The organism is Polyangium jinanense (assembly GCF_028435265.1).
Lineage (GTDB): Bacteria > Myxococcota_A > Polyangia > Polyangiales > Polyangiaceae > Polyangium > Polyangium jinanense.
Genome location: NZ_JAGTJK010000077.1, coordinates 19,591 through 38,640, shown reverse-complemented (window position 1 = coordinate 38,640; position 19,050 = coordinate 19,591). Strand labels below are relative to the sequence as shown.

Sequence of the window (19,050 nt, the reverse complement as noted above, 5' to 3'; positions counted from 1 at the left end):
GTTGGAAGAACTGCGCATCGCGCAGTTCTTCCACCCTCGGTCCAGGCCGTGCCTGGTCCGGGTCGAGGGGCGGACAGCCCCCGCGGGGTCCGGGGCAGCGCCCCGGCGAAGCGCGGCCAGCGCTACGGAGAGGGGCCTACCCCTGGCCCTCGTGCCGCGGCCGCACGCCCGAGAGCGCCGCATGGAGCGTCTTCATGTCGACGGGTTTCACGAGGTGCTCGTCGAACCCCGCCGCGCGCGTGCGGTCGCGATCCCCCGGCTGCGCATATCCACTCAGCGCGAGCAGGCGCAGGGGCGGCGACGAGAGCTCGCGCAGGCGCTCGGCGAGCTCGTATCCATCCATCACTGGCAAGCCAATGTCGAGCACCGCGATCTCGGGCCGGAAGGTTCGTCCGATTTCGAGGCCACTCGGACCGTCGAACGCCACGCGGGTCTCGTAGCCGGTCGCGCGCAGCGCCTCCGCGAGCAGCACGGCGGCGTCCTGGTTGTCGTCCACGACGAGCACACGACACAACGACGCGGACGCCGCGCCCATGGGCCGCTCCTCCCAGGCGCGCGGCGGCGGGGCTGTCTTCGACGCGGCGAGCGGCAAGCGGAGGATGAATTCGCTGCCGCGTCCCGGGCCCGCGCTTCGCGCCTCGATGCGCCCGCCATGCGACTCCGTCAGGTTTTTCACGATGGCGAGGCCGAGCCCGAGGCCTCCTTCGCTCCGATCGATCGACCGGCCCCCTTGCACGAAGAGATCAAAAATGTGCGGCAAGAGCTCGTGCGAAATGCCGATCCCCGAATCCCTCACGCGCAGCGTGGCCCATTCGCCCTCCCGAAAGGCCGAGACCTCCACGTGGCCCCCCTTTTCGGTGTACTTTGCGGCGTTCGCCAGGAGGTTTCCGACGACCTGCGCGAGGCGCATCTCGTCCACGTCGACGACGAGCCCCTCCTCCGGCACGGCGACGTGCAAGGTATGGCCGCGCTGCTCGATCAGCGGGCTCGCCTGCTCGAGGGCCTTCGCGACCACCTGCGCGAGCGGGAGGGGGCGGCGCCGCAGCTCGATCTTGCCACGCGCAATTCGCGAGACGTCGAGCAGATCGTCCACGAGCCGCACGAGGTGCTGCACCTGCCGCTCGATGACGGCCCGCTCCCGTTCGAGCGCGGAGCCATTGCGGAGCCGCATGAGCTCGAGCGCCGTGAGAATGGGGGAGAGCGGGTTTCTGAGCTCGTGGCCGAGCATCGCGAGGAACTCGTCCTTCGCGCGGCTCGCCGCCTCGGCGCGCGATTTCGCCTGCGATCGGGCCTGCGAGAGCGAGATCTGGGAGGCGACACGCGCGACGAGCTCGCGGGCCGAAAAAGGCTTGATGAGGTAATCGTCGGCGCCGGCGTCGAGGCCCTCGACCCGCGCCGCCTCGCCCGCGCGCGCGGAGAGCATCATGATCGGAATGGAGGACGTCCGCGGGTCCTGCCGGAGCTCGCGCAGGAGCGCGAATCCATCCATGCCCGGCATCATCACGTCGCAGAGCACGAGGTCCGGGGGCGAGAGCCGCGCCTCCGCGAGCGCTGCCATTGCGGTGGGCACCGCCGTCACGTCCCACCGCGGGGCCAGGAGTCGCCGCAGGTACCCGCGCATGTCGGTGTTGTCGTCCACCACGAGGAGCCGCGCGCGTGGCGCTGCTTCGCGCACGTCCGGCTCGCTTGTCGCGGAGAAATGCAGCACGTGCTCGTCGGGCGCGGGCAGCCAGCGGAGGGCCTCCTCGAGGAATGGCGCCGGGCCGATCGCCGTGGAGGCGAGCGAGAGCGGCGCGCCGATACGATCCGCCGGCAAATGCGCGGTGCCCGTGGGCATGCTGATCTGGAACGTGCTGCCGCGCCCGACTTCGCTCTCGACCTCGATAGCGCCGCCGTGCAAGCGAACGAGATCCTGCACGAGCGAAAGGCCAATCCCGGCGCCCTCGTGCGTCCGGGCCCGCGCGCCGTGCACGCGGTGGAATCGTTCGAAAATCCTCGGCAGCTCGGCCGCGGGGATCCCGGTGCCCGTGTCCCGGACCGTGAGGATCACCCGATCCCCGGCGTGGCGCAGCGACACCACGACCTCGCCGTCGAACGTGAATTTGAGCGCGTTCGAGAGCAGGTTGAGGACGATTTTCTCCCACATGTCGTGGTCGACGTACGTCGGCTCGGGCAACGGCGGGCAATCGATCCCGAGCCGCAACCCGGCGCGCTCGATCGCCGAGCGGAACGTGGCCGCGAGCTCGCCGGTCATCCGGGAGAGATCCGTCGCGACGAACGAGGCGTCGAAACGCCCCGCCTCGATACGCGCGAAATCGAGCAGGCTCTTCACGAGCTTGAGCAGCCGCTCCGCGCTCCGCTGCGCGAGCTCGACGTGCACGCGTTGCGCGTCCGTGAGCGCCGGATCACCCAGGGCGAGCTCTTCGAGCGGGCCCAGCATCATGGTCAGCGGCGTCCGGAACTCGTGGCTCACGTTGCTGAAAAACGTGGTCTTGGCCCGATCGAGCTCGGCGAGGGCCTCGGCGCGCCGCCGCTCGGATTCGAGGGCGCCGGCGTTCGTCAGCGCGCTGCCGATCTGGGCCGCGGCGAGCTCCAGGTAATTGCGATATTCGGCGTCGAGCCGCAGCCTCGGGCTGATGCCGAGGACGAGCGCGCCGGCCATCCGGCCGAGGCCATGATCCTCGATGGGCAGCACGATCGCTTGCTCGATCGGCTCGGCCCACGGCGCACACGAAAGCTCTCCGATGCGCCTCCGCACGTCGTCGAGGACGATCCCACGGCGACGTGCCTTGACCTCGCCGAGCGGCCAGGGCCCCTCCGCGTCCTCGGGCGACGGCGTAAAGCACGCGCGGTGATCCGCAGGCAAACCGGACATCCCCGCGAGGTGCGCGACGGCGCCGGTCTCGTCGAGCAGATAAAGCAAAACGAAGGGGACGTCGTTTCGATTCTCGGCGAGGTGCGTTGCCGCCGTCTGACAAACCTCGACCGGCGAGCGCGCGCCGAGCATCGCGGCGCCGAGCGCGCCGAGGTTTTGCAGGCGCCTGCGCCCGAGCACCTCGCCCGTTTCCTCGGAGCACGCGCAAAACACGCCGGCGATGGCCCCGCTGTCGTCGTTGATGGGGCTGTACGAATACGTGAAATACGCCTCTTCGGTGTACCCATTCCGATCGACGGGCAGGAGGACCTCGCTACCGGAGAGCGAGCGTCCCTCACGTAAAACCGCCTCCGCCCAGGGGCCGATGATATGCCAGACCTCCGACCATACCTCGGAGGCCGGCCGCGCGAGGGCGGTCGGGTGTCTCTGGCCGAGAATGGGGATGTAGGCGTCGTTGTGAAAGTCGAGGAGCTTCGGTCCCCACCAGACGAACATGGGGTGCCGGGCGCCCAGGATCATCTGGATCGCCGTCTTCAGGCTGCGATCCCAGGCCGCGGGCGCACCCACGGCCGTGCCTCGCCAATCGTGCGCCCGCATGAGGGCGCCCATTTCTCCCCCCCCGCGGAGGCAATCGGCCGTAGTCGAACACGCTCCGTCAGGGGGCGGTAGTTGCATCATTTCTCGAGGGAGGACACCCGAACAGGTCCGGGTACAGCGACGCTAATGGATCCGTATGTCCCGCGTCGCTCCGTATTTACTTCGAAAGGCGGAGGATGTGGTGCAGGAATCCGTCGTCGGGGAAACCCTGAACGCTGTCCGGCACTCCCCCAGGAATCAGTTTTCGTTTGGCTTGAAAATCTTCAACCCAGGACGATCGAGACGAGGTCCTCGGGTTTTTCGAGCCAGTGCGAGGGCTCGGACGGGGCGAGGTGGGCGCGCGACATCGGGCCCCAGAGCGCGGCGCCCGTCGCGACCCCGGCGCTGCGCCCGGCGTGCATGTCGTGCAGGCTGTCGCCCACGAAGATCGCCTCCTCGGGCCGGGATCCGAGCCGCGCGAGGGCGAGATCGACCGGCTCCTTGTGCGGCTTCGGGTTCGTCACGTCGTCGGAGCAGACGAGCACCGAAAACGCGTCCAAAAGCCCCGAGACGTCGAGCCCACGCTCGGTGCTGTGCCGGTTCTTGCTGGTCACGATCGCGATCTTGACGCCCGCCTCGGCGAGCGCGCGGACGCAGGCGACCGCGCCGGGGTAGGGCCGCACGCACGCGTCGTGGTGCGCGAGGTTGTAGGCCCGGTACGTCTCGATCATCGCGAGCACGGCCTCGGGATCGTCGGAGTAGCCGGCGAGCTGCGTCTTGAGGGGCGTGCCGACGCCGCGGAGGAGCACGTCGTCCTGGCACGGCGGCAGGCCGTGGACGGCGAACGTGTGATGATAACTGTCGAGGATGAGGCGGATCGAGTCGATCAGCGTGCCGTCGAGATCAAACAGGACCGTCTTGTATCGCTGCATGCGTGCCGCGTCATTACCACGTTCCCGCCCGGGCGCACGCGGCGCGGTCGCCCCGGGAAGGAGCTCCGGAGATTTCGGGGAACTCGGGCCGGCATGGCGTGTCCCTGCCCCCGCCGCCCAGAAACCCCGAGGCCCATTCGATGCTTTCGATTCCCCGCCACTTTTCCGCCATTCTTGTGACCGCGCTGCTCGCGACGAGCGGGCACGCCCTGGCGCAGACCACGCCGAAGCCGCCGCTCCCTTTGAAGACCGTGCGACTCTACGAGTCGGGGGTCGGCTACTTCGAGCGATCGGGCAGGGTCGCCCGTGATGCCGGGCTCGCGTTGCCCGTGCCGGTCTCGCACCTCGACGACGCGCTGAAGACGCTCGTCGTGCTCGGGACCGACGGGAAGACGAGCGTCGCGGGCGTCGAGTTCGCGAGCAGCATCAGCGTGGAGAAAGGCCGGGCGCTCGCGGGTTTGCCCGACGGATCGGGCCCCGTGACGCACGCGAACCTGCTCCGCAGCCTGAAGGGCAGCGGCATCGAGCTCCGCACGGCGCGCGAGACCGTGAAAGGAAAACTCGTCGACGTGCTCGACCCGAGCGACGACGAGCCGGGCCCGTGCGTACCGGTCGCCGAGGACGAGGGGGCGAAGAAGCAAGGCGAGGGCGCGCCCGCCCGGTGCGTGCCGCGAAAAGAGACGACGCTGCTCGTCCTCACGACGGAGGCCGAGATCCGCAAGTTTTTCCTGTCCGACGTAGTCGGCGTCAAACCCACGGATCCTTCCCAAGGCGCGCGCCTCGGCGCGAGCGCGTCCGTGGCCTCGCCTCAAGGCGCGTCGGCGCGGCGTGATTTGCGGGTGCTCGCCGAGAGCACGTCCGACGTGACGCTCGGGTATGTCGCGGAGGCGCCGGTGTGGCGCTCGACGTACCGGATGGTGCTCAGCGACAAGGAGCAACGCGGCACGCTGCAGGGCTGGGCGCTCGTCCACAACGACACAGACGAGGAGTGGAAGAAGGTAAAGATCGAGCTCGTCAACGGCCGCCCCGATTCGTTCCTGTATCCGCTTGCGGCCCCGCGCTACACGCGCCGCGAGCTCCTCACGCCAAGCGAGCCGCTCTCCACGATCCCGCAGCTCGTCCTGCAGACCGCGGACGCGATGTGGAGCGAGATGATCGGCGATACGTTCGGCGCCGGCGCCGGCGGCCTCGGCCTCTCGGGCTACGGCGCGGGCGGGGGCGGGACTGGCGAGGGGGCCCTCGGGCTCGGATCGGTCGGCACGATCGGGCACGGGAGCGGTACGGGCAGCGATCAGGGATCGAGCACGGTGCTCTCCGTGGGGGATCTCGCGAAGGTGGCCGAGGCGGAGGGCATGGAAGCGGGCGCGCTCTTCCGGTATTCGATGCCCGTTCCGATCGACCTCCGGGCGCACGGATCGGCGCTCCTGCCGTTTTTGCAGCAATCGGTCTCCGCGCGGCGGATCGTGTTGTTTGGAAGCGGGGGCGGCGTCGGCCGGAGCGCGGCGCGCATCAAGAACGACACGAAGCAGACCTTGCCCGCGGGCCCCATTTCGTTCTTCGCCGACGGAGGTTTCGCAGGCGAGGCGCAGATCGACCGCCTGAAGCCCAGCGAGACCCGCTTCCTCGTGTTCGGCACGGACATCGACGTCGAGCTCACGCAAAACAACATGCTGGTCACGGACGAGGTGCAGCTCGTCGAGTACCAGGGGGATGAGCTCGTCGAGCATTTCATCCGGCACACGCGCGTCGATTACACGGTCGAGAACCGGAGCGGCGGGGCGCGGACGGTCTTCTTGTACCTCGACCTCGTGCGCAACGCGACCGTGAACGGCGCGGACGAGCTCGATTTCGACGTCGTGTCGAACAAGCCGCTCGCGGTGTTCGCGAGCGAGCCGCGATCGAAGAAGGTGCGGCGTATCGAGGCCGACGAGGGTCTGTCCCGGCGGACGGCGATCCCTACGCTGAACCCGCGGGCGCTCCGGGCCATGGCGGCCGCGCCGAAATTGCCCGCGGCGCAGCGAACCGCGCTCGAAGAAGCGGCGAAACACCTCACGGACGCGGAGGCGCGCGAGAGCCTGCTCCCGAAACGAAGGGCGGATCTCGACGAGCTCGTGCAGGATCTCGGCCGGCTGCGGGGCTACCTGGCCGCGGCGCAATCGAAGGACGACGGGGAGAAATTCACGAAGCAGATCCTGGAGAAGGAAGCGCGGGTGAAGGAGCTCCGCACGCGGATCGCCGGCCTCGGGACCGAGGTGGAGGGGTATCGATCGCGGGCCCGGACGGCGCTGCAAAAGCTGCGGAAGTGATCAGGCGCCCCGCGGATCCTCCTGGCTCGACGACGCCCACGTGTGTTCGAGCCGCGCGAGGAGCAGGGGCCCGGCGATTCGCTCGAAGCCGGCCCGGAGCAGGTCATTCGCGGTCGCCGGTTCCGTGACGCCGTCCGTCGCGACGGTCACGTGCGGAATGGCATTCTCGGTAAAACCATGTTCGAGGAGCCTCCCGTCAGCGAGGAGGAGCCCCACGACCACGGCCTCGACCCCGCCGTCGTCCCGCCGCGCGTATCCCGTGACAGCGAGGGTGAACGTGCGGCCGAGGTCGCTCGCCGTGAAAGGAGGCGGCAGATCGGCCGGGTTTTTCGTGCCGTACCGCAGGGTGCAATGATGGGCGAGCGGGCGGGGTAAGGTGCAGAAGCGCCGCTGGAGGATCTCGGCGGAGGGCGGATCGAGGACAAGCGCGAAATACCCGTCGGGGTGCATGGCTGGGCCAGAGCGTAGCGGAGAACGTCACCGCGCGCCGCGCGAAGCCTTGCGGAGCCGCTCCAAAAGGACACGGGCGAGGCGGCGCAGCTTGTTCCAGAGCGACGGAGGTTCCGCCGCGGCGGTGTCGAGCGGCGCGGGCGCGGCGGCCTCGGGCTCGGCCGTCTCCTCGGCCCACGCGACGAGGCGTTCCCGCAAGGGCGCGGGCGCCGGGACGCGTGGCGCGAGCGCTTCGAGGACGACATCGAGCTCCCCGGGGAATGGATCCGACGTCTCCTCGGCCCAGGTCACGAGCTTCTCGCGCAGCGCTTCCGGCGCCCGCGTGTCGGGGTCGGGCGCGAGCGCCGAAAGCACCGAGCGCAGGCTCGGCTCGGAGGCCGGCGTCGGCTCCGGCGCGTCGCTCGGCGGGAGCGCGGGCAGGACCAACGACGCGGGCATCGGGCGCGGCGCCTGCGGCTCGGCGCGCTTCTTGGCCGCCGCCTCGCGGACGTCGTTGCGCGGGCGGACGAAGAGCGTGATGAGCTTCGCGAACCCCTTTTTCGGCGCGGGCGCCGGGGTTTGTTGCTTCCTCGCCTGCGAGCGCTTCATAACTTGCTCCCGAGCTCGAGCTTGAGTTTTTCGATAAGCCGTGAGAGCCGCGATTTGACGGTCCCGAGCGGAATCGAGAGCGCCTGCGCGATGTCCTCGTAGCTGAGGTCCTCGTGGTATCGGAGCAAGAGGAGCGCGCGATCCGTCTCGTGGAGGGCCTTCACAACGTCGTTCACGCGCTCGGCGCGTTGCCTTTGCTCGATGCGCGAGATCGGGTCCGTGCTCGCCGGGGCCGTGGCGTCGTCCGCGCCCGGACCCTCGAATACCTGCCGCTCCCGCTCCCTCTCCCGCCTCCGACGCACGTCGATCGCCTTGCGCACCGCGATCTTGACGACCCACGCGTGCTTGTCCTCGACGGACGCGTCGTACTGGTGCGTGCGCAGAGCCACGATGACCGCCATGAAAGCCTCCTGGGCCGCGTCGTCGACGTCGGGGCCGGCGTGGAGGACGCTGTGGACCCACCCGTGGATGAAATCCGCTAGCGTGCCCCCCGCCACCCTGTCGCCCCGAGCTGCCGCTTCCAGCAACTCGACGGTGATGCGGTGCGTTGCTTGTCCCTTCATCATGAAACGTCCGGCCGTACCACGAACGTGGGGCGCGGATGGTTCCCGCATTTCGAACGTCGCGACGTCGCAACGTCGCAACGTCGTGTGATGAAACGTCGCCGCGTACCACCAACGATGGGGGCGGATGGTTCCCTCGTTTCGGACGTCGCGACGTCGCGGTATCGCTTCCGGCCGGCCGGGCCCTTCAGCGCCGCTCGGGCAAGACGATCACGGTCCCCTCGGACGAAAGCTCGAGCCTTCGCCGTGTGGATCCCTCCGTCATTTCGATTTCCATCTTGCCGGTCGTGATCACGCGCGCCGTGGGGCGCTTCGGCGCCTTTCCGGAGGGCCGCCCCACCGCGATGGGCGCGGGCCAGAGCTCTTTGCCGCGCTCGTCGTACCGCATGGCGAACACGGCCTCCTCCCGCCGCGTCGTGGGCCTTTCCGCCGAGCCCGCGCCGACGAGGACAAACGTATCCTCCGTATCGACCAGGATCACGACCGCCGCGCCCGGATCCGGCTTCCACGGCAGGGTGAGCCCCGAGCGGCCCCACGCGCGCATGCCACGCTCGTCGATCCGCGCGGCGCGTGCCTCCCCCTCACCCGCGGCCACGATGACGTGCCCGTGCCCTGGCCAGTACAGCGCGGAGAGGGCCTCGCAATGGGGGATCTCGAGGGCCTCGTAATCGGCGAAGATCCCGCCCTCCGAGGTCCACGCGCGGAGCGCCGCGAGCTCACCCTCCGCATCACAAAAGGCCACGCCGACCGACGAATCCGGGCCGCGCACCACGGTCACTTCCCGCACGCCCGGCACGATCCCCGCGAGCGGCATTTCCTTGGCCCACGCCCGCGTGCCGTCCGCGGCGACGACCAGCACGAGAGGTTTGTCGGGCTGCGACGAATCCTCGATCAGGAGCGCTCGCCGATCGCCCGGGAGCGTCTCGACCTGCAAGGAGAGCGGGAGCCCCACGTTCGCCCCGAAATGCGAGAGGACGGCGTCACGATGGTGGGAGAGATGCGGGTCGTCCTCGAGCCGTTTGACCAAAAAACGCCGGGGTTCGGTCGCCGGCAACGAGCGATCGGAGGGCACGTCGGGTGCGACCGCGAGGTCGGGCGGCGGAGGCGCGGGGATGGCGGCCGTGGACGTGGTTTCCGGCGGAGAGGCGTCGGTTCCCGCGTCGGCCGGCGCGGCGCTCTCGTCGCGGCGGCATGCGGTGAAAAACACGAGCGCGGCGGCGGCGAGGAGCGTACCTGACGAACGCCTTCGATGCATCGCGCGGAGTGTACCGCTCGGACGAGCCGTCTCAAGGGCCGTCGAAGGTCGCGACCTCCGAGACGTAGGCCTCGTCGCCGCATGTACTCACGACGACGAGCGAACGTGAGCGTTGCCGCGGCAGCGGGAAAAACGCGAGGAGGCGCGTGCCGCCGTCCTCCCGGCGCTGGGTGCCGGGCGTGACGAGCGTGGTCTTCGTGCCGTCGAGCACGACGACCGTGGAGACGCAGGCCTTCGCCTCCACAGGCAAATCCGCGGTGCAGGACTCGGTCGTGCACGCGAGCGCGAGGGGACGCGGCAAACGCGCGCGGGCCGGATCGAGATCGATCGCGGCGTGGAACGAGCCGTCCTGCTCCTCGATCCGAAAATCACGGCCGGGCACGAGCACGACCGGGCGATGGCTGGGGACGTGGACGAGCAGCGGAATGTGGTCCGGATGGACATGGAGCGCGCCGTACGTCCCGACGAACCGTCCCGACGTGTCCACGGAGAATGCGCCTTTCGCGCCTTCGAGCGGGACCACGAGCGCGGCGTCGGTGTGCGCGGGGAGCTGGATTCGCCCCTCGACGTGGACGCGGGAGGTGCGGTCGCATCCCGCGAGCACGAGCGCTCCCAGCCCGAGCGCGGCCATGGATCGAACGAGGCGACGCCCCATCGGCGACGACCCTACCACGCGCGCCGCGAAGGAGGGACCCCCGGCGGCCGCCAGGCGGAAATCCGCGCCGCCACCCCCCGCCGCCCAAAAACCCAGGTTTTCCGCATTTCTCGGCCCGGCACGGCGCTCGCAAAAAGGGCGTGCATGCAGGCGACGGCCCTGACCTTCATTCTCGTGGGCCTCGACGCGTCTCCCGTGCGCGTCGAGGTGGACTCCGGCCGCGGTCCGGCGTCGTTCCAGCTCGTCGGGCTCGCTGAGGCGAGCGTACGCGAGAGCCGCGTGCGCGTGCGGTCGGCGCTCTCGCAGATCGGCGTGGCCCTCGACGAGCACGTGATCACGGTGAACCTCGCGCCGGCCGATCTACGCAAGAGCGGCGGCGCCTTTGATCTGGCGATCGCGATGGCGGTGCTCGGCGCGCTCGGCAAGGTGCCAGGCGAGGCGCTGCGCGGGCTCGCGTTCCTCGGCGAGCTGTCGCTGACGGGCGCGATCCGGCCCGTGCGTGGGGTGTTGCCAGCGCTGCGCGGCGCGGCGGCGCGGGGGCTCGGGCGCGCTGTGGTTCCGCGGCACAACGGGGCCGAGGCGGCGAGCGTGCCGGGGCTCGAGGTCCTCGTGGCCGAGCACCTCGGCGACGTGGTGTCGGCGCTCGCGGGGGAAGGGGATCTCCCGTCGGCCGGGCCGCGTCCGTCGCTCGCGCCAAACCTCGCGGAGGCGGCCGTGGATCTCGCGGAGGTGCGAGGCCAGCACGTGGCGCGGCGTGCCCTCGAGATCGCGGCGGCGGGTGGGCACAACCTCCTGATGATGGGCCCGCCGGGCGCGGGGAAAACCATGCTGGCGCGGCGGCTTCCGACGATCTTGCCGCCGCTCTCGTACGACGAGGCCCTCGAAGTGACAGCGATCCACTCGGTCGCGGGGCTCTTGCCCTCGGATCGAGGCCTCGCGCAGGCGAGGCCGTTTCGCGCGCCACACCACACCGTGAGCCCCGCGGGTCTCGTGGGCGGGGGCGATCCGATCCGCCCGGGCGAGGTCTCGCTCGCGCACCACGGCTGCCTTTTTCTCGACGAACTGCTCGAATTCAAGCGGAGCGCGCTCGAGGTGCTGCGGCAGCCGCTCGAAGACGGCCTCGTCACGATTTGCCGCGCGCAGAGCCGCGTGACGTTCCCGGCGAGGCCGCTCGTGGTCGCCGCGGTGAATCCGTGCCCGTGTGGTTTGTTCGGGGACGAGAAGCGCCGCTGCGCTTGCACGCCCGAGCGCGTGCGGGGTTATCGAGCGCGTTTGTCCGGGCCGCTTCTCGATCGGCTCGATTTGCAGGTGCCGCTGCCGCCGGTGGACGTCTCGCACCTCGCGGGCAAGGAGCGCGGGGAGGCGAGCGCCGAGGTGCGGCGGCGCGTGATCGCGGCGCGGGCGATCCAGACGGCGCGGCGGGAGGCGGGCGAGGCGAGCGCCCCGACGAACGCGGAGCTCGGCCCGCGCGACGTCGAGCGGGTGGCGGCGCCGGACGCGGCGGGCCGGGCGATCCTCGGGCAAGCGGTGGAGCGGCTCGGCCTCTCGGCGCGGGCGTACGGCAAGGTGCTGCGCGTGGCGCGGACGATCGCGGATCTCGACGGCGGCGGCGCCGTGCGGGCGAACCACGTGGCCGAGGCGATCCAGGCGCGGCTGCTCGATCGCGACGGCGCGGCGGCTCGGCGCTCGCCGACCCGGAAAAACGATTTTTCTTAGCAACTGGTTTCTACGGCGGTCGAAGTAACGGGCAAGAAAGGCGGTTTTACCGATGATGACGGAGCTCTTGGAGAAGATGCGGACGGTGAAGACGGTCGTTGGCTCGATCGAGAAGCAATTCGGCAAAGGGGCGATCATGTCGCTCGGGGACGAGGCGGAGACGGACGTGAGGGTCATCGGCACGGGGTCGATGGCCCTCGACGCGGCGCTCGGCATCGGAGGCTACCCGCGCGGCCGGATCGTCGAGATTTACGGCCCGGAGAGCGGCGGCAAGACGACGCTCACCCTGCACGCGATGCGCGAGGCGCAGGCCGCGGGCGGCGTCGCGGCCTTCATCGACGCCGAGCACGCGTTCGACGTGAGTTATGCGCGCGCCGTCGGGGTCGACACGGAGCGGCTGCTCGTCTCGCAGCCGGATTGCGGGGAGCAGGCGCTCGAGATCGCCGAGACGCTCACGCGGAGCGGCGCGGTCGACATCGTGGTGGTCGACTCCGTCGCGGCGCTCGTGCCCAAGGCGGAGATCGAGGGCGACATGGGCGACGCGCACATGGGGCTGCAGGCGCGGCTCATGAGCCAGGCGCTCCGCAAGCTCACCGCGATCGCGCACCGCACGGGCACGACGCTCGTGTTCATCAACCAGCTCCGGCAGAAGATCGGGGTCACGTTCGGCAACCCCGAGACCACGACGGGCGGCAATGCGCTGAAGTTTTACGCGAGCGTACGGCTCGACGTGCGCCGCATCGGGCCGGTGAAGGTCGGCGACGAGGCGGTGGGCTCGCGGACGCGGGTGAAGGTGGTCAAGAACAAGCTCGCGCCGCCTTTTCGCGAGGCCGAGTTCGACATCCGCTGGGGGACGGGTGTCGACGCGGCCTCGGACCTCATCGATTACGGCTGCCAGATCGGGATCGTCGAGAAGAGCGGGGCGCACCTTTCCTTCAGCGGCGAGCACCTCGGGCAGGGGCGCGAGCGCGCGCGGGAGACGCTGCTCACGAACGAGCGGCTCTTCTCGACCCTGCGCGCCGCGGTGATCGCGGGCTCGGAGGCGCGCGTGGGCGCGCGGCCGGCGGAGAAGGCGGCCTGACACCACATTTCAGGAAAAACCATTCGAATCAACAGAGACGAAAGCGGAGGACGACATGAGCGACGGCATGAACAGGGTGGTACTTCTCGGCAATCTGGGCGCGGATCCGGAACTCCGGTATGCGGGCAGCGGGACGGCGGTGTTGCAATTCCGCATGGCGACGAACGAATCGTTCCTCGACCGGAACCGCGAGCTCACGGAGCGGACCGAGTGGCACAGCGTGGTCGTGTTCGGCCCGCGCGCCGAGGGGCTCTCGCGGGTGCTGGCCAAGGGATCGTGCGTGCTCGTGGAGGGGACGCTGCGCACGTCGAGTTACGAGAAGGACGGGCAGAAGCGGTACAAGACCGAGGTGCACGCGCGCGACATCTGCCTCGCGGGCGGGCCCTCGCCGGCGGCGCACCGTGAGCATGCGGGGGCGCTGCGGCGCGACGCGGACGACGAAGTGGCGCCGATGGAGATGCCGCTGTCGCAGGAGGAGCCGGAGGCCGTGCCGGAGCCCGCGGCGCCGGCCCGTCCTCCGCGTAAGCGGAACGGCGCGCCGCCGCGGAAAACGGAGATGCTCGAAGAGATGCCGTTCTGAGGCAGGATGGGGCGACACGGCCCGGGACGCGGGAAGACGCGTCCCGGGCCCACGGATCGGCCCTTGTGGCAGCACGGTCCCCGTGGCAAATGTCGGGCATACCATGGCACTGCGACTTACCACGACGCCGATCCTTGCCCTCTTCCTCGCCAGTTTTGCGGCTGCCAGCGGTTGCGGCCGATCGGTCCCCGGCACCAGCGACGGCGGTTCGGACGGCGATGGAGGGTTTGCCGGGAACGGAGGCACGGGGGGCTTCGGCGGCACCGGAGGGATCGGGGGCGTCGGGGGCGTGGGCGGCGTGGGCGGCATCGGCGGCTCCGGCGGCACCATGGGTTTCTGCGGCGACGGCATCCTCGACGCGGGCGAGCAGTGCGACGACGGCGCGCTGAACAGCGACATCGGCGCGTGCAAGACCAGCTGCGAGGCGGCGTTCTGCGGCGACGGGTTCGTCTTCGCGGCCGCCGAGGCGTGCGACGACGCCAACGGGGTCGACGGCGACGGCTGCAACCACGACTGCATCCTCTCGGGCACGGTGCTCTACACGGAAAGCCAGGGCGTCCCGGGGTCGACAGGCGAGGAGTTGACGAGCATCCGGCTGGACAACAAGGGAAACCTCATCGTCGGCGGGATCGTGGGGGTTGCAGGCAACCCGGGTCACTACGACGGGCTCGTTGCCAAGCTCAATCCGCAGGGCAACCCGATATGGTATCGGCAAATCGACGGGGCGGCGGGCCTCGACGACGGGATTTACGGCGTCGCGGTCGATCCGGCGGGCAACGTGTACGCCGTCGGGTACGAGACCTTGGCCGACGGGACGACGAACCTCATCGCTCGCAAGTACGACACGAGCGGCGAGCAGATGTGGGCGCGGAGCTTCGACGGCGAGGCCCATGGCTACGATTACGGGTGGGGCGTGGCGATGCCGGGCGGGGGCCACCTCTACGTCGCCGGGGGCATGGCGACGAACGCCGGGGGGAGCGAGTTCACTTTGCTGAAGTTGTCCAGTCAAACCGGCGAGATCGTGTTGCAGCGGCACACGGACGGGCCAGGCAACGGGACCGACTCGGCGCAGGGAATCGCGATCCACGGCGTTTTCATTTACCTCGCCGGCTACTTCACGAACGAGGCAGGCTTCACGGACGTTGTGTTGACCAAGCTGCAGGAGGGCGGAGGCGATCTGACCGAGGTGTGGACACGCACCTACGACGGCGCGCTTCACAACGACGATTACGCGCTCTCGGTCGCGGTCGCTCCGGATGGAAACCTCTTCGTCGGCGGCGCCGAGACCACGAACTTCGGCCTCGACGCCTGGCTGCGCAAGTACGATCCGAACGGGCAGGAGCTCTGGACCCGGACCCATTCGAGCCAGATCCCCGCGGGCCCGGACCAGATTTACGCTGTGGCCAGCGACCCGAGCGGCAACGTGGTCGTGACGGGCTACGAAGTGACCCCCTCGCTCTCGACGGACATCTGGACCCGGAAGTACGATTCCGCCGGCAACGAGCTCTGGACCAACGTGCACAATGGCACGGGGGACGGCGCCGATTACGGTGAGGGGATCACCACGAATGACGCCTCCGAGGTGTTCGTCGTGGGCACGGAGCTCACGACGGATCAGGGCTACAACGCCTGGATCCGCAAGTTCGCGCCTTGATCGCCCGCCTTGAGGGGACGCATCGCGTCCTCTCTCACCGAGGTTCGGCGGCGCGCTTGCGCGTATGGCGCCGACGGGCGCGCGGCGCCTCCTGCCAGACGAGGACGGGCCCAAACCCCCAGAAATGATTCTTGACCTGCGCCAGCAGCGATTTGGCCGGGATGATGGCCGGGCGCTTCTGGCTTGCCTCGCGGATGGCGAGCCAGCTTTCGAGGAGCATGGGCGGCACCGAGAATCGCGGACGCCCCGTGGCTCCTTCGACGCGCAGCGCGAGGGCTGTCACGTCGGGGTGCTCGCCGAGCTTTTGGCGCAATCGCCGGAGGACGCGGGCGAGCAGAGTGCGTTCGTCCTCCATCGGCTCTCCGCGGGAGAGCAAAAGGTGCGCGCCCATGATCTGGAGCATCGGTTCGGCCCTGCTTTGCTTCAGCAAGTCTCGGAGGACCTCAGCGTCGACCTCGGCACCTCGTTCCCGCAGGGCGACCCGCACGAGCTCGGTTTTGCGCAGGTCCGATCGTTCGGGCTCGAAGCCTGCCTGGCCGAGGAAGATTGCGGCGCCTTGCAGATCCGCGCGTCGGTTGCCGGGCGCGTCGCCGTAATCCCGGAGGAACAGGAAGATTTGGGTCTGGAGGCCGCGGGTCGCGATCACGGTCTGGCTCAACGTGCCCACCGGCGTCTCGACGGAGAGGCGGTAGACCCCGGGGTCGAGCTCGACGGTGCACGTCGTCCACGGCGCTTTTTCTTCGGGCCCCCGCTTGGACGCGCGCTCGAAATCGACGAGCAAACGACCCTCGATATCGTGCAGCTGGAGGCCAGCGGCGGGATGGGGAACGGGCTCGGCCGGGGCGGGCTTGGCCGTGAGGGTATCTCGCACGCACACGAAGAGCGAGCTCCCGCGCCCGATCTTCACGGTCGGGGTCCGGCTCTCGCGCGCTGCGTGGGTGCGGTACAAAGGGGGAGCGGTGGTCTCCGCGAGCGGCGCGGGGGAGGGGATGGGGAGCCCCGCGGTGCCGAAGCTGTATCCGAACGCCGGGTCTCGACGCGCCGAGCTCACGCCCGCCACTTCCGACACGACGTAGGGTCCCTTCGAGGGCTGCTGCCCGGCACTCCGCCGTTTGGCCCCCTTGGGCCAGACGACGAGGTAACTCTCCCGGATCTGGTTGCCGATAAACGCCTGAACCTTGAAGAGCCCCTGCTGGGTCAGGGGTTCGTCGCGCCCCCGGGAAAGGACGGTGTCGAGCCCGTAGGAGGCGTCGATGAGGGAGAGCCTCGCCGGATCTTTCTGCGAGACCCCGAGGCGGTCCCCGACGCGGACCCCATGGTACGCTCCGTCGAAGGTGACCTTCGCGTCACCCGTCTCGGAAAAACCGGGCAATTCGAACACCTCCGACCGCGTCGCCTTCCCTTCCCCGATTTCGACCATGTAAAGCCCCGCAGGGAGGCGCTCCTCCACGACCTCGGCCTCGGCGACCCGCTTGGAGACGACGTCGAGCGAGCCGCCGAGCACCCGCAGCTTTTTGCCGACGTCTGCCTTGCCCACGTGGATTTCAACCTTGAACTTCGTCTGCGGGGCGTGCGCAAGTCGGAGTCTCAACGCGGGCTTGGTAGGGAATAGGGTGAACTCGGGGATCTGAGAGATGTCCGGATTGCCGCTCTCGCGCATTTCGGGGGGGAGTAATTTCCTCATGTTGCTGTGCACGTAGTCGTAGAGCGCGTGGGCGGTGATGACGCCATGTTTGTCACTCGCGCCTCCGCGGAGGCCCGCGAGGAGCGCGTGCGTGAAGATACCGCGCGTTTTGCCGCCGATTTCGACCTCGCGCGCCTGCCGGCCCGATGGGGCCGCGTGCAGGAAAACGAACGGAGTGCCGGAGCCGCCGGGCGGCTGCCTGCGTGCGCACGTCGGCAACGCGGCGAAGACCGACGTCAAGGGCGTCGCGCAGCAGTCCATGAAGAGGACGACCTCCGCGAAGAAGCCAGGATCGACGACACACGCCTGCAGGGTGTTCGGGACACTGACGTGCTTGACATCGTCATTCGTCGCGTCCGCGGTCAAGAGGATCTTCGAATCGCGGCCGCTGGGCTCCCGTGTCGCACAACCGTGACCGGCCACATAGACATACAGCCGTCCGCCCTTCTTGGCGCGATTTTCTTTCCCGAACTTCTTGCGTAGCTTGTCGTTGATCTCCTTTTCGACGGTAGCGTGGCTGGGCTGGGCCCCGGCGGATGACATTGGCTTGCGCCGGGCCGGCGAGAGGACCTTCGTGATGTGGCCCGCGGGGACGTTGCCGCCCCTGGGATCGGTCAGCCAGGCGATGAAATCGTCGACGTCGTTCTTCGGGCCTTCCAGGTTTCCGATATCGGGGTGGTAACGCCAGATGCCCACCACGATGGCCCAATCATTCTTTGCCATGGCAACCTCCTCCCCACGCGTCACGGGTACTGCTGCCGGATGAACGCCTTGTCGGTCGCCGAGAGCATGGCTCCACAAAAATCGCGCTCTGCACCGTTGCTCATGACGGCCCCTTCCACACGGGACTCCCATTCTCGAAATGGAGCCTTGGGGCCCGAGCAGCAAGGCTTCGGCCCTTGCGACTTGCCGCCCGGACCATGAACCCTCCAATGCACCCGTGAGAGCTTCGGGCCACGAGGTGAGGGGCGACCATGACCTGACGAGGAAGGATAAGGAAGTTTTTCAGGGCGGCGGCCGCGGTGCTCGACCTCACGCCCTGGTGGGCCGCGGGCGCTCCGGCGGAAGGGACGGTCTTCGTCAAAACATCGTTCCGTCGCGCCGAACGATGTTCTAGAAGGACCACGAACACACGATGAAAGCCGTCCTTTGCAAGGCCTTCGGGCCGCCCGAATCGCTCGTCGTCGAGGATCTCCCGAGCCCCACGCCCGACGCGGGCCAGGTGGTCGTCTCGGCCCATGCGGCGTCGGTCAATTTCCCGGACCTCCTCGTCATCCAGGACAAGTACCAGTTCAAGCCGAGCCTGCCCTTCTCACCGGGCGGCGAGGTCTCTGGGATCGTCACGTCCGTGGGCAGCGGCGTGACGTCGCTCGCGGTCGGCGATCGGGTGGTCGCCTGGGCTCCGTACGGCTGCTTCGCCGAGGAGGTCGCGCTGGGCGAGGGGCAGGTCATCAAGGTGCCCGACGGGATCGATCTCGTCACGGCCTCGACGCTGCTCGTGGCGTACGGGACGACGCATCACGCGCTCGTCGATCGGGCAGCGCTCCGGGCTGGCGAGACGCTCGTCGTGCTTGGCGCGGCGGGCGGCGTGGGCGTCGCCGCGATCGAGATCGGCAAGCTCCTCGGCGCGCGTGTCATCGCCTGCGCTTCGAGCGACGACAAACTCGAGGTTTGTCGGGCGCGTGGGGCCGATGAGGTCGTGAATTACAGCCGGGAAGACCTCAAGGCGCGGCTGAAGGCGCTCGCGCCGAACGGCGCGGACGTCGTGTACGATCCCGTCGGAGGCTCGTTCGCCGAGCCGGCGCTGCGCGCCATGGCCTGGCGCGGCCGCTACCTCGTGGTCGGGTTCGCCGCGGGCGACATCCCGAAGATCCCGCTGAACCTCACGTTGCTGAAGGGTTGCTCGATCGTCGGCGTGTTCTGGGGTTCGTTCACGATGCGGGAGCCCGAGCGATATCGCGAGGGGCTCGCCGAGCTCTTCGGGTGGGTGCGGGACGGTCGCATCCGGCCGCACGTGGAGCAGACCTATCCGCTCGAACAGGCGAGCGCGGCGCTCTCCGCGATGGCCGAGCGGCGCGTGAAGGGCAAGGTCGTGCTCGTCACGGAGCGCGGGGCCGCGGAGGCGCGCTGAGCGA

Annotated in this window: 14 protein-coding genes; 6 read left to right on the top strand and 8 right to left on the bottom strand. The window is 69.3% G+C overall.

Translation table 11 applies throughout. The annotated features are described in order from the left end of the window. Window positions 1-136: 136 nt before the first annotated feature. Complete coding sequence (locus KEG38_RS50590; protein WP_272428115.1) at window positions 137-3,472, bottom strand: ATP-binding protein; 3,336 nt, start codon at window positions 3,470-3,472, stop codon at window positions 137-139. 263 nt (window positions 3,473-3,735) lie between these two features. Then, window positions 3,736-4,383, bottom strand: a complete 648-nt coding sequence (locus tag KEG38_RS50585) for an HAD-IA family hydrolase (protein ID WP_272428114.1) — start codon at window positions 4,381-4,383, stop codon at window positions 3,736-3,738. Window positions 4,384-4,523: 140 nt separating this feature from the next. Here KEG38_RS50585 and KEG38_RS50580 point away from each other — a divergent pair, with 140 nt between their 5' ends. Then, entirely contained in the window at window positions 4,524-6,689 is a 2,166-nt protein-coding gene (locus KEG38_RS50580) for a hypothetical protein (protein WP_272428113.1), read from the top strand. Here KEG38_RS50580 and KEG38_RS50575 read toward each other — a convergent pair whose 3' ends face one another. From KEG38_RS50575 to KEG38_RS50555, 5 genes are all read right to left on the bottom strand, one after another. Beyond that, window positions 6,690-7,139 carry a hypothetical protein gene (locus KEG38_RS50575; protein WP_272428112.1) on the bottom strand — a complete coding sequence of 150 codons (450 nt, stop codon included), beginning with the start codon at window positions 7,137-7,139 and terminating at the stop codon, window positions 6,690-6,692. A 27-nt stretch (window positions 7,140-7,166) separates the two neighbouring features. Next, entirely contained in the window at window positions 7,167-7,727 is a 561-nt protein-coding gene (locus KEG38_RS50570; protein ID WP_272428111.1) for a hypothetical protein, read from the bottom strand. Further along, window positions 7,724-8,293: an RNA polymerase sigma factor gene (locus KEG38_RS50565; RefSeq protein WP_272428110.1), complete on the bottom strand. Its 570-nt coding sequence runs from the start codon at window positions 8,291-8,293 to the stop codon at window positions 7,724-7,726. The genes KEG38_RS50570 and KEG38_RS50565 overlap by 4 nt, the downstream gene beginning before the upstream one ends. A gap of 184 nt (window positions 8,294-8,477) precedes the next feature. After that, the gene (locus KEG38_RS50560) at window positions 8,478-9,545 is read right to left on the bottom strand and encodes a hypothetical protein (RefSeq protein WP_272428109.1); all 1,068 of its coding nucleotides are present in this window, start codon (window positions 9,543-9,545) and stop codon (window positions 8,478-8,480) included. A gap of 31 nt (window positions 9,546-9,576) precedes the next feature. Beyond that, entirely contained in the window at window positions 9,577-10,200 is a 624-nt protein-coding gene (locus KEG38_RS50555; RefSeq protein ID WP_272428108.1) for a hypothetical protein, read from the bottom strand. Window positions 10,201-10,344: 144 nt separating this feature from the next. Here KEG38_RS50555 and KEG38_RS50550 point away from each other — a divergent pair, with 144 nt between their 5' ends. From KEG38_RS50550 to KEG38_RS50535, 4 genes are all read left to right on the top strand, one after another. Beyond that, complete coding sequence (locus tag KEG38_RS50550; protein WP_272428107.1) at window positions 10,345-11,916, top strand: YifB family Mg chelatase-like AAA ATPase; 1,572 nt, start codon at window positions 10,345-10,347, stop codon at window positions 11,914-11,916. Between the two features lie 52 nt (window positions 11,917-11,968). Beyond that, window positions 11,969-12,997: a recombinase RecA gene (gene recA, locus KEG38_RS50545; protein WP_276074900.1), complete on the top strand. Its 1,029-nt coding sequence runs from the start codon at window positions 11,969-11,971 to the stop codon at window positions 12,995-12,997. A 55-nt stretch (window positions 12,998-13,052) separates the two neighbouring features. After that, window positions 13,053-13,577, top strand: coding sequence for a single-stranded DNA-binding protein (locus tag KEG38_RS50540; RefSeq protein WP_272428106.1), 525 nt, complete (start codon window positions 13,053-13,055; stop codon window positions 13,575-13,577). A gap of 103 nt (window positions 13,578-13,680) precedes the next feature. After that, window positions 13,681-15,231, top strand: coding sequence for a hypothetical protein (locus KEG38_RS50535; protein ID WP_272428105.1), 1,551 nt, complete (start codon window positions 13,681-13,683; stop codon window positions 15,229-15,231). Window positions 15,232-15,265: 34 nt separating this feature from the next. Here KEG38_RS50535 and KEG38_RS50530 read toward each other — a convergent pair whose 3' ends face one another. Further along, a complete protein-coding gene (locus KEG38_RS50530; protein WP_272428104.1) occupies window positions 15,266-17,638 on the bottom strand; it encodes a caspase family protein in 2,373 nt (790 codons plus the stop codon). 412 nt (window positions 17,639-18,050) lie between these two features. On the opposite strand from KEG38_RS50530, the gene KEG38_RS50525 reads away from it, so the two are divergent. Next, the gene (locus KEG38_RS50525; RefSeq protein WP_272428103.1) at window positions 18,051-19,046 is read left to right on the top strand and encodes an NADPH:quinone oxidoreductase family protein; all 996 of its coding nucleotides are present in this window, start codon (window positions 18,051-18,053) and stop codon (window positions 19,044-19,046) included. Window positions 19,047-19,050 lie beyond the last annotated feature (4 nt).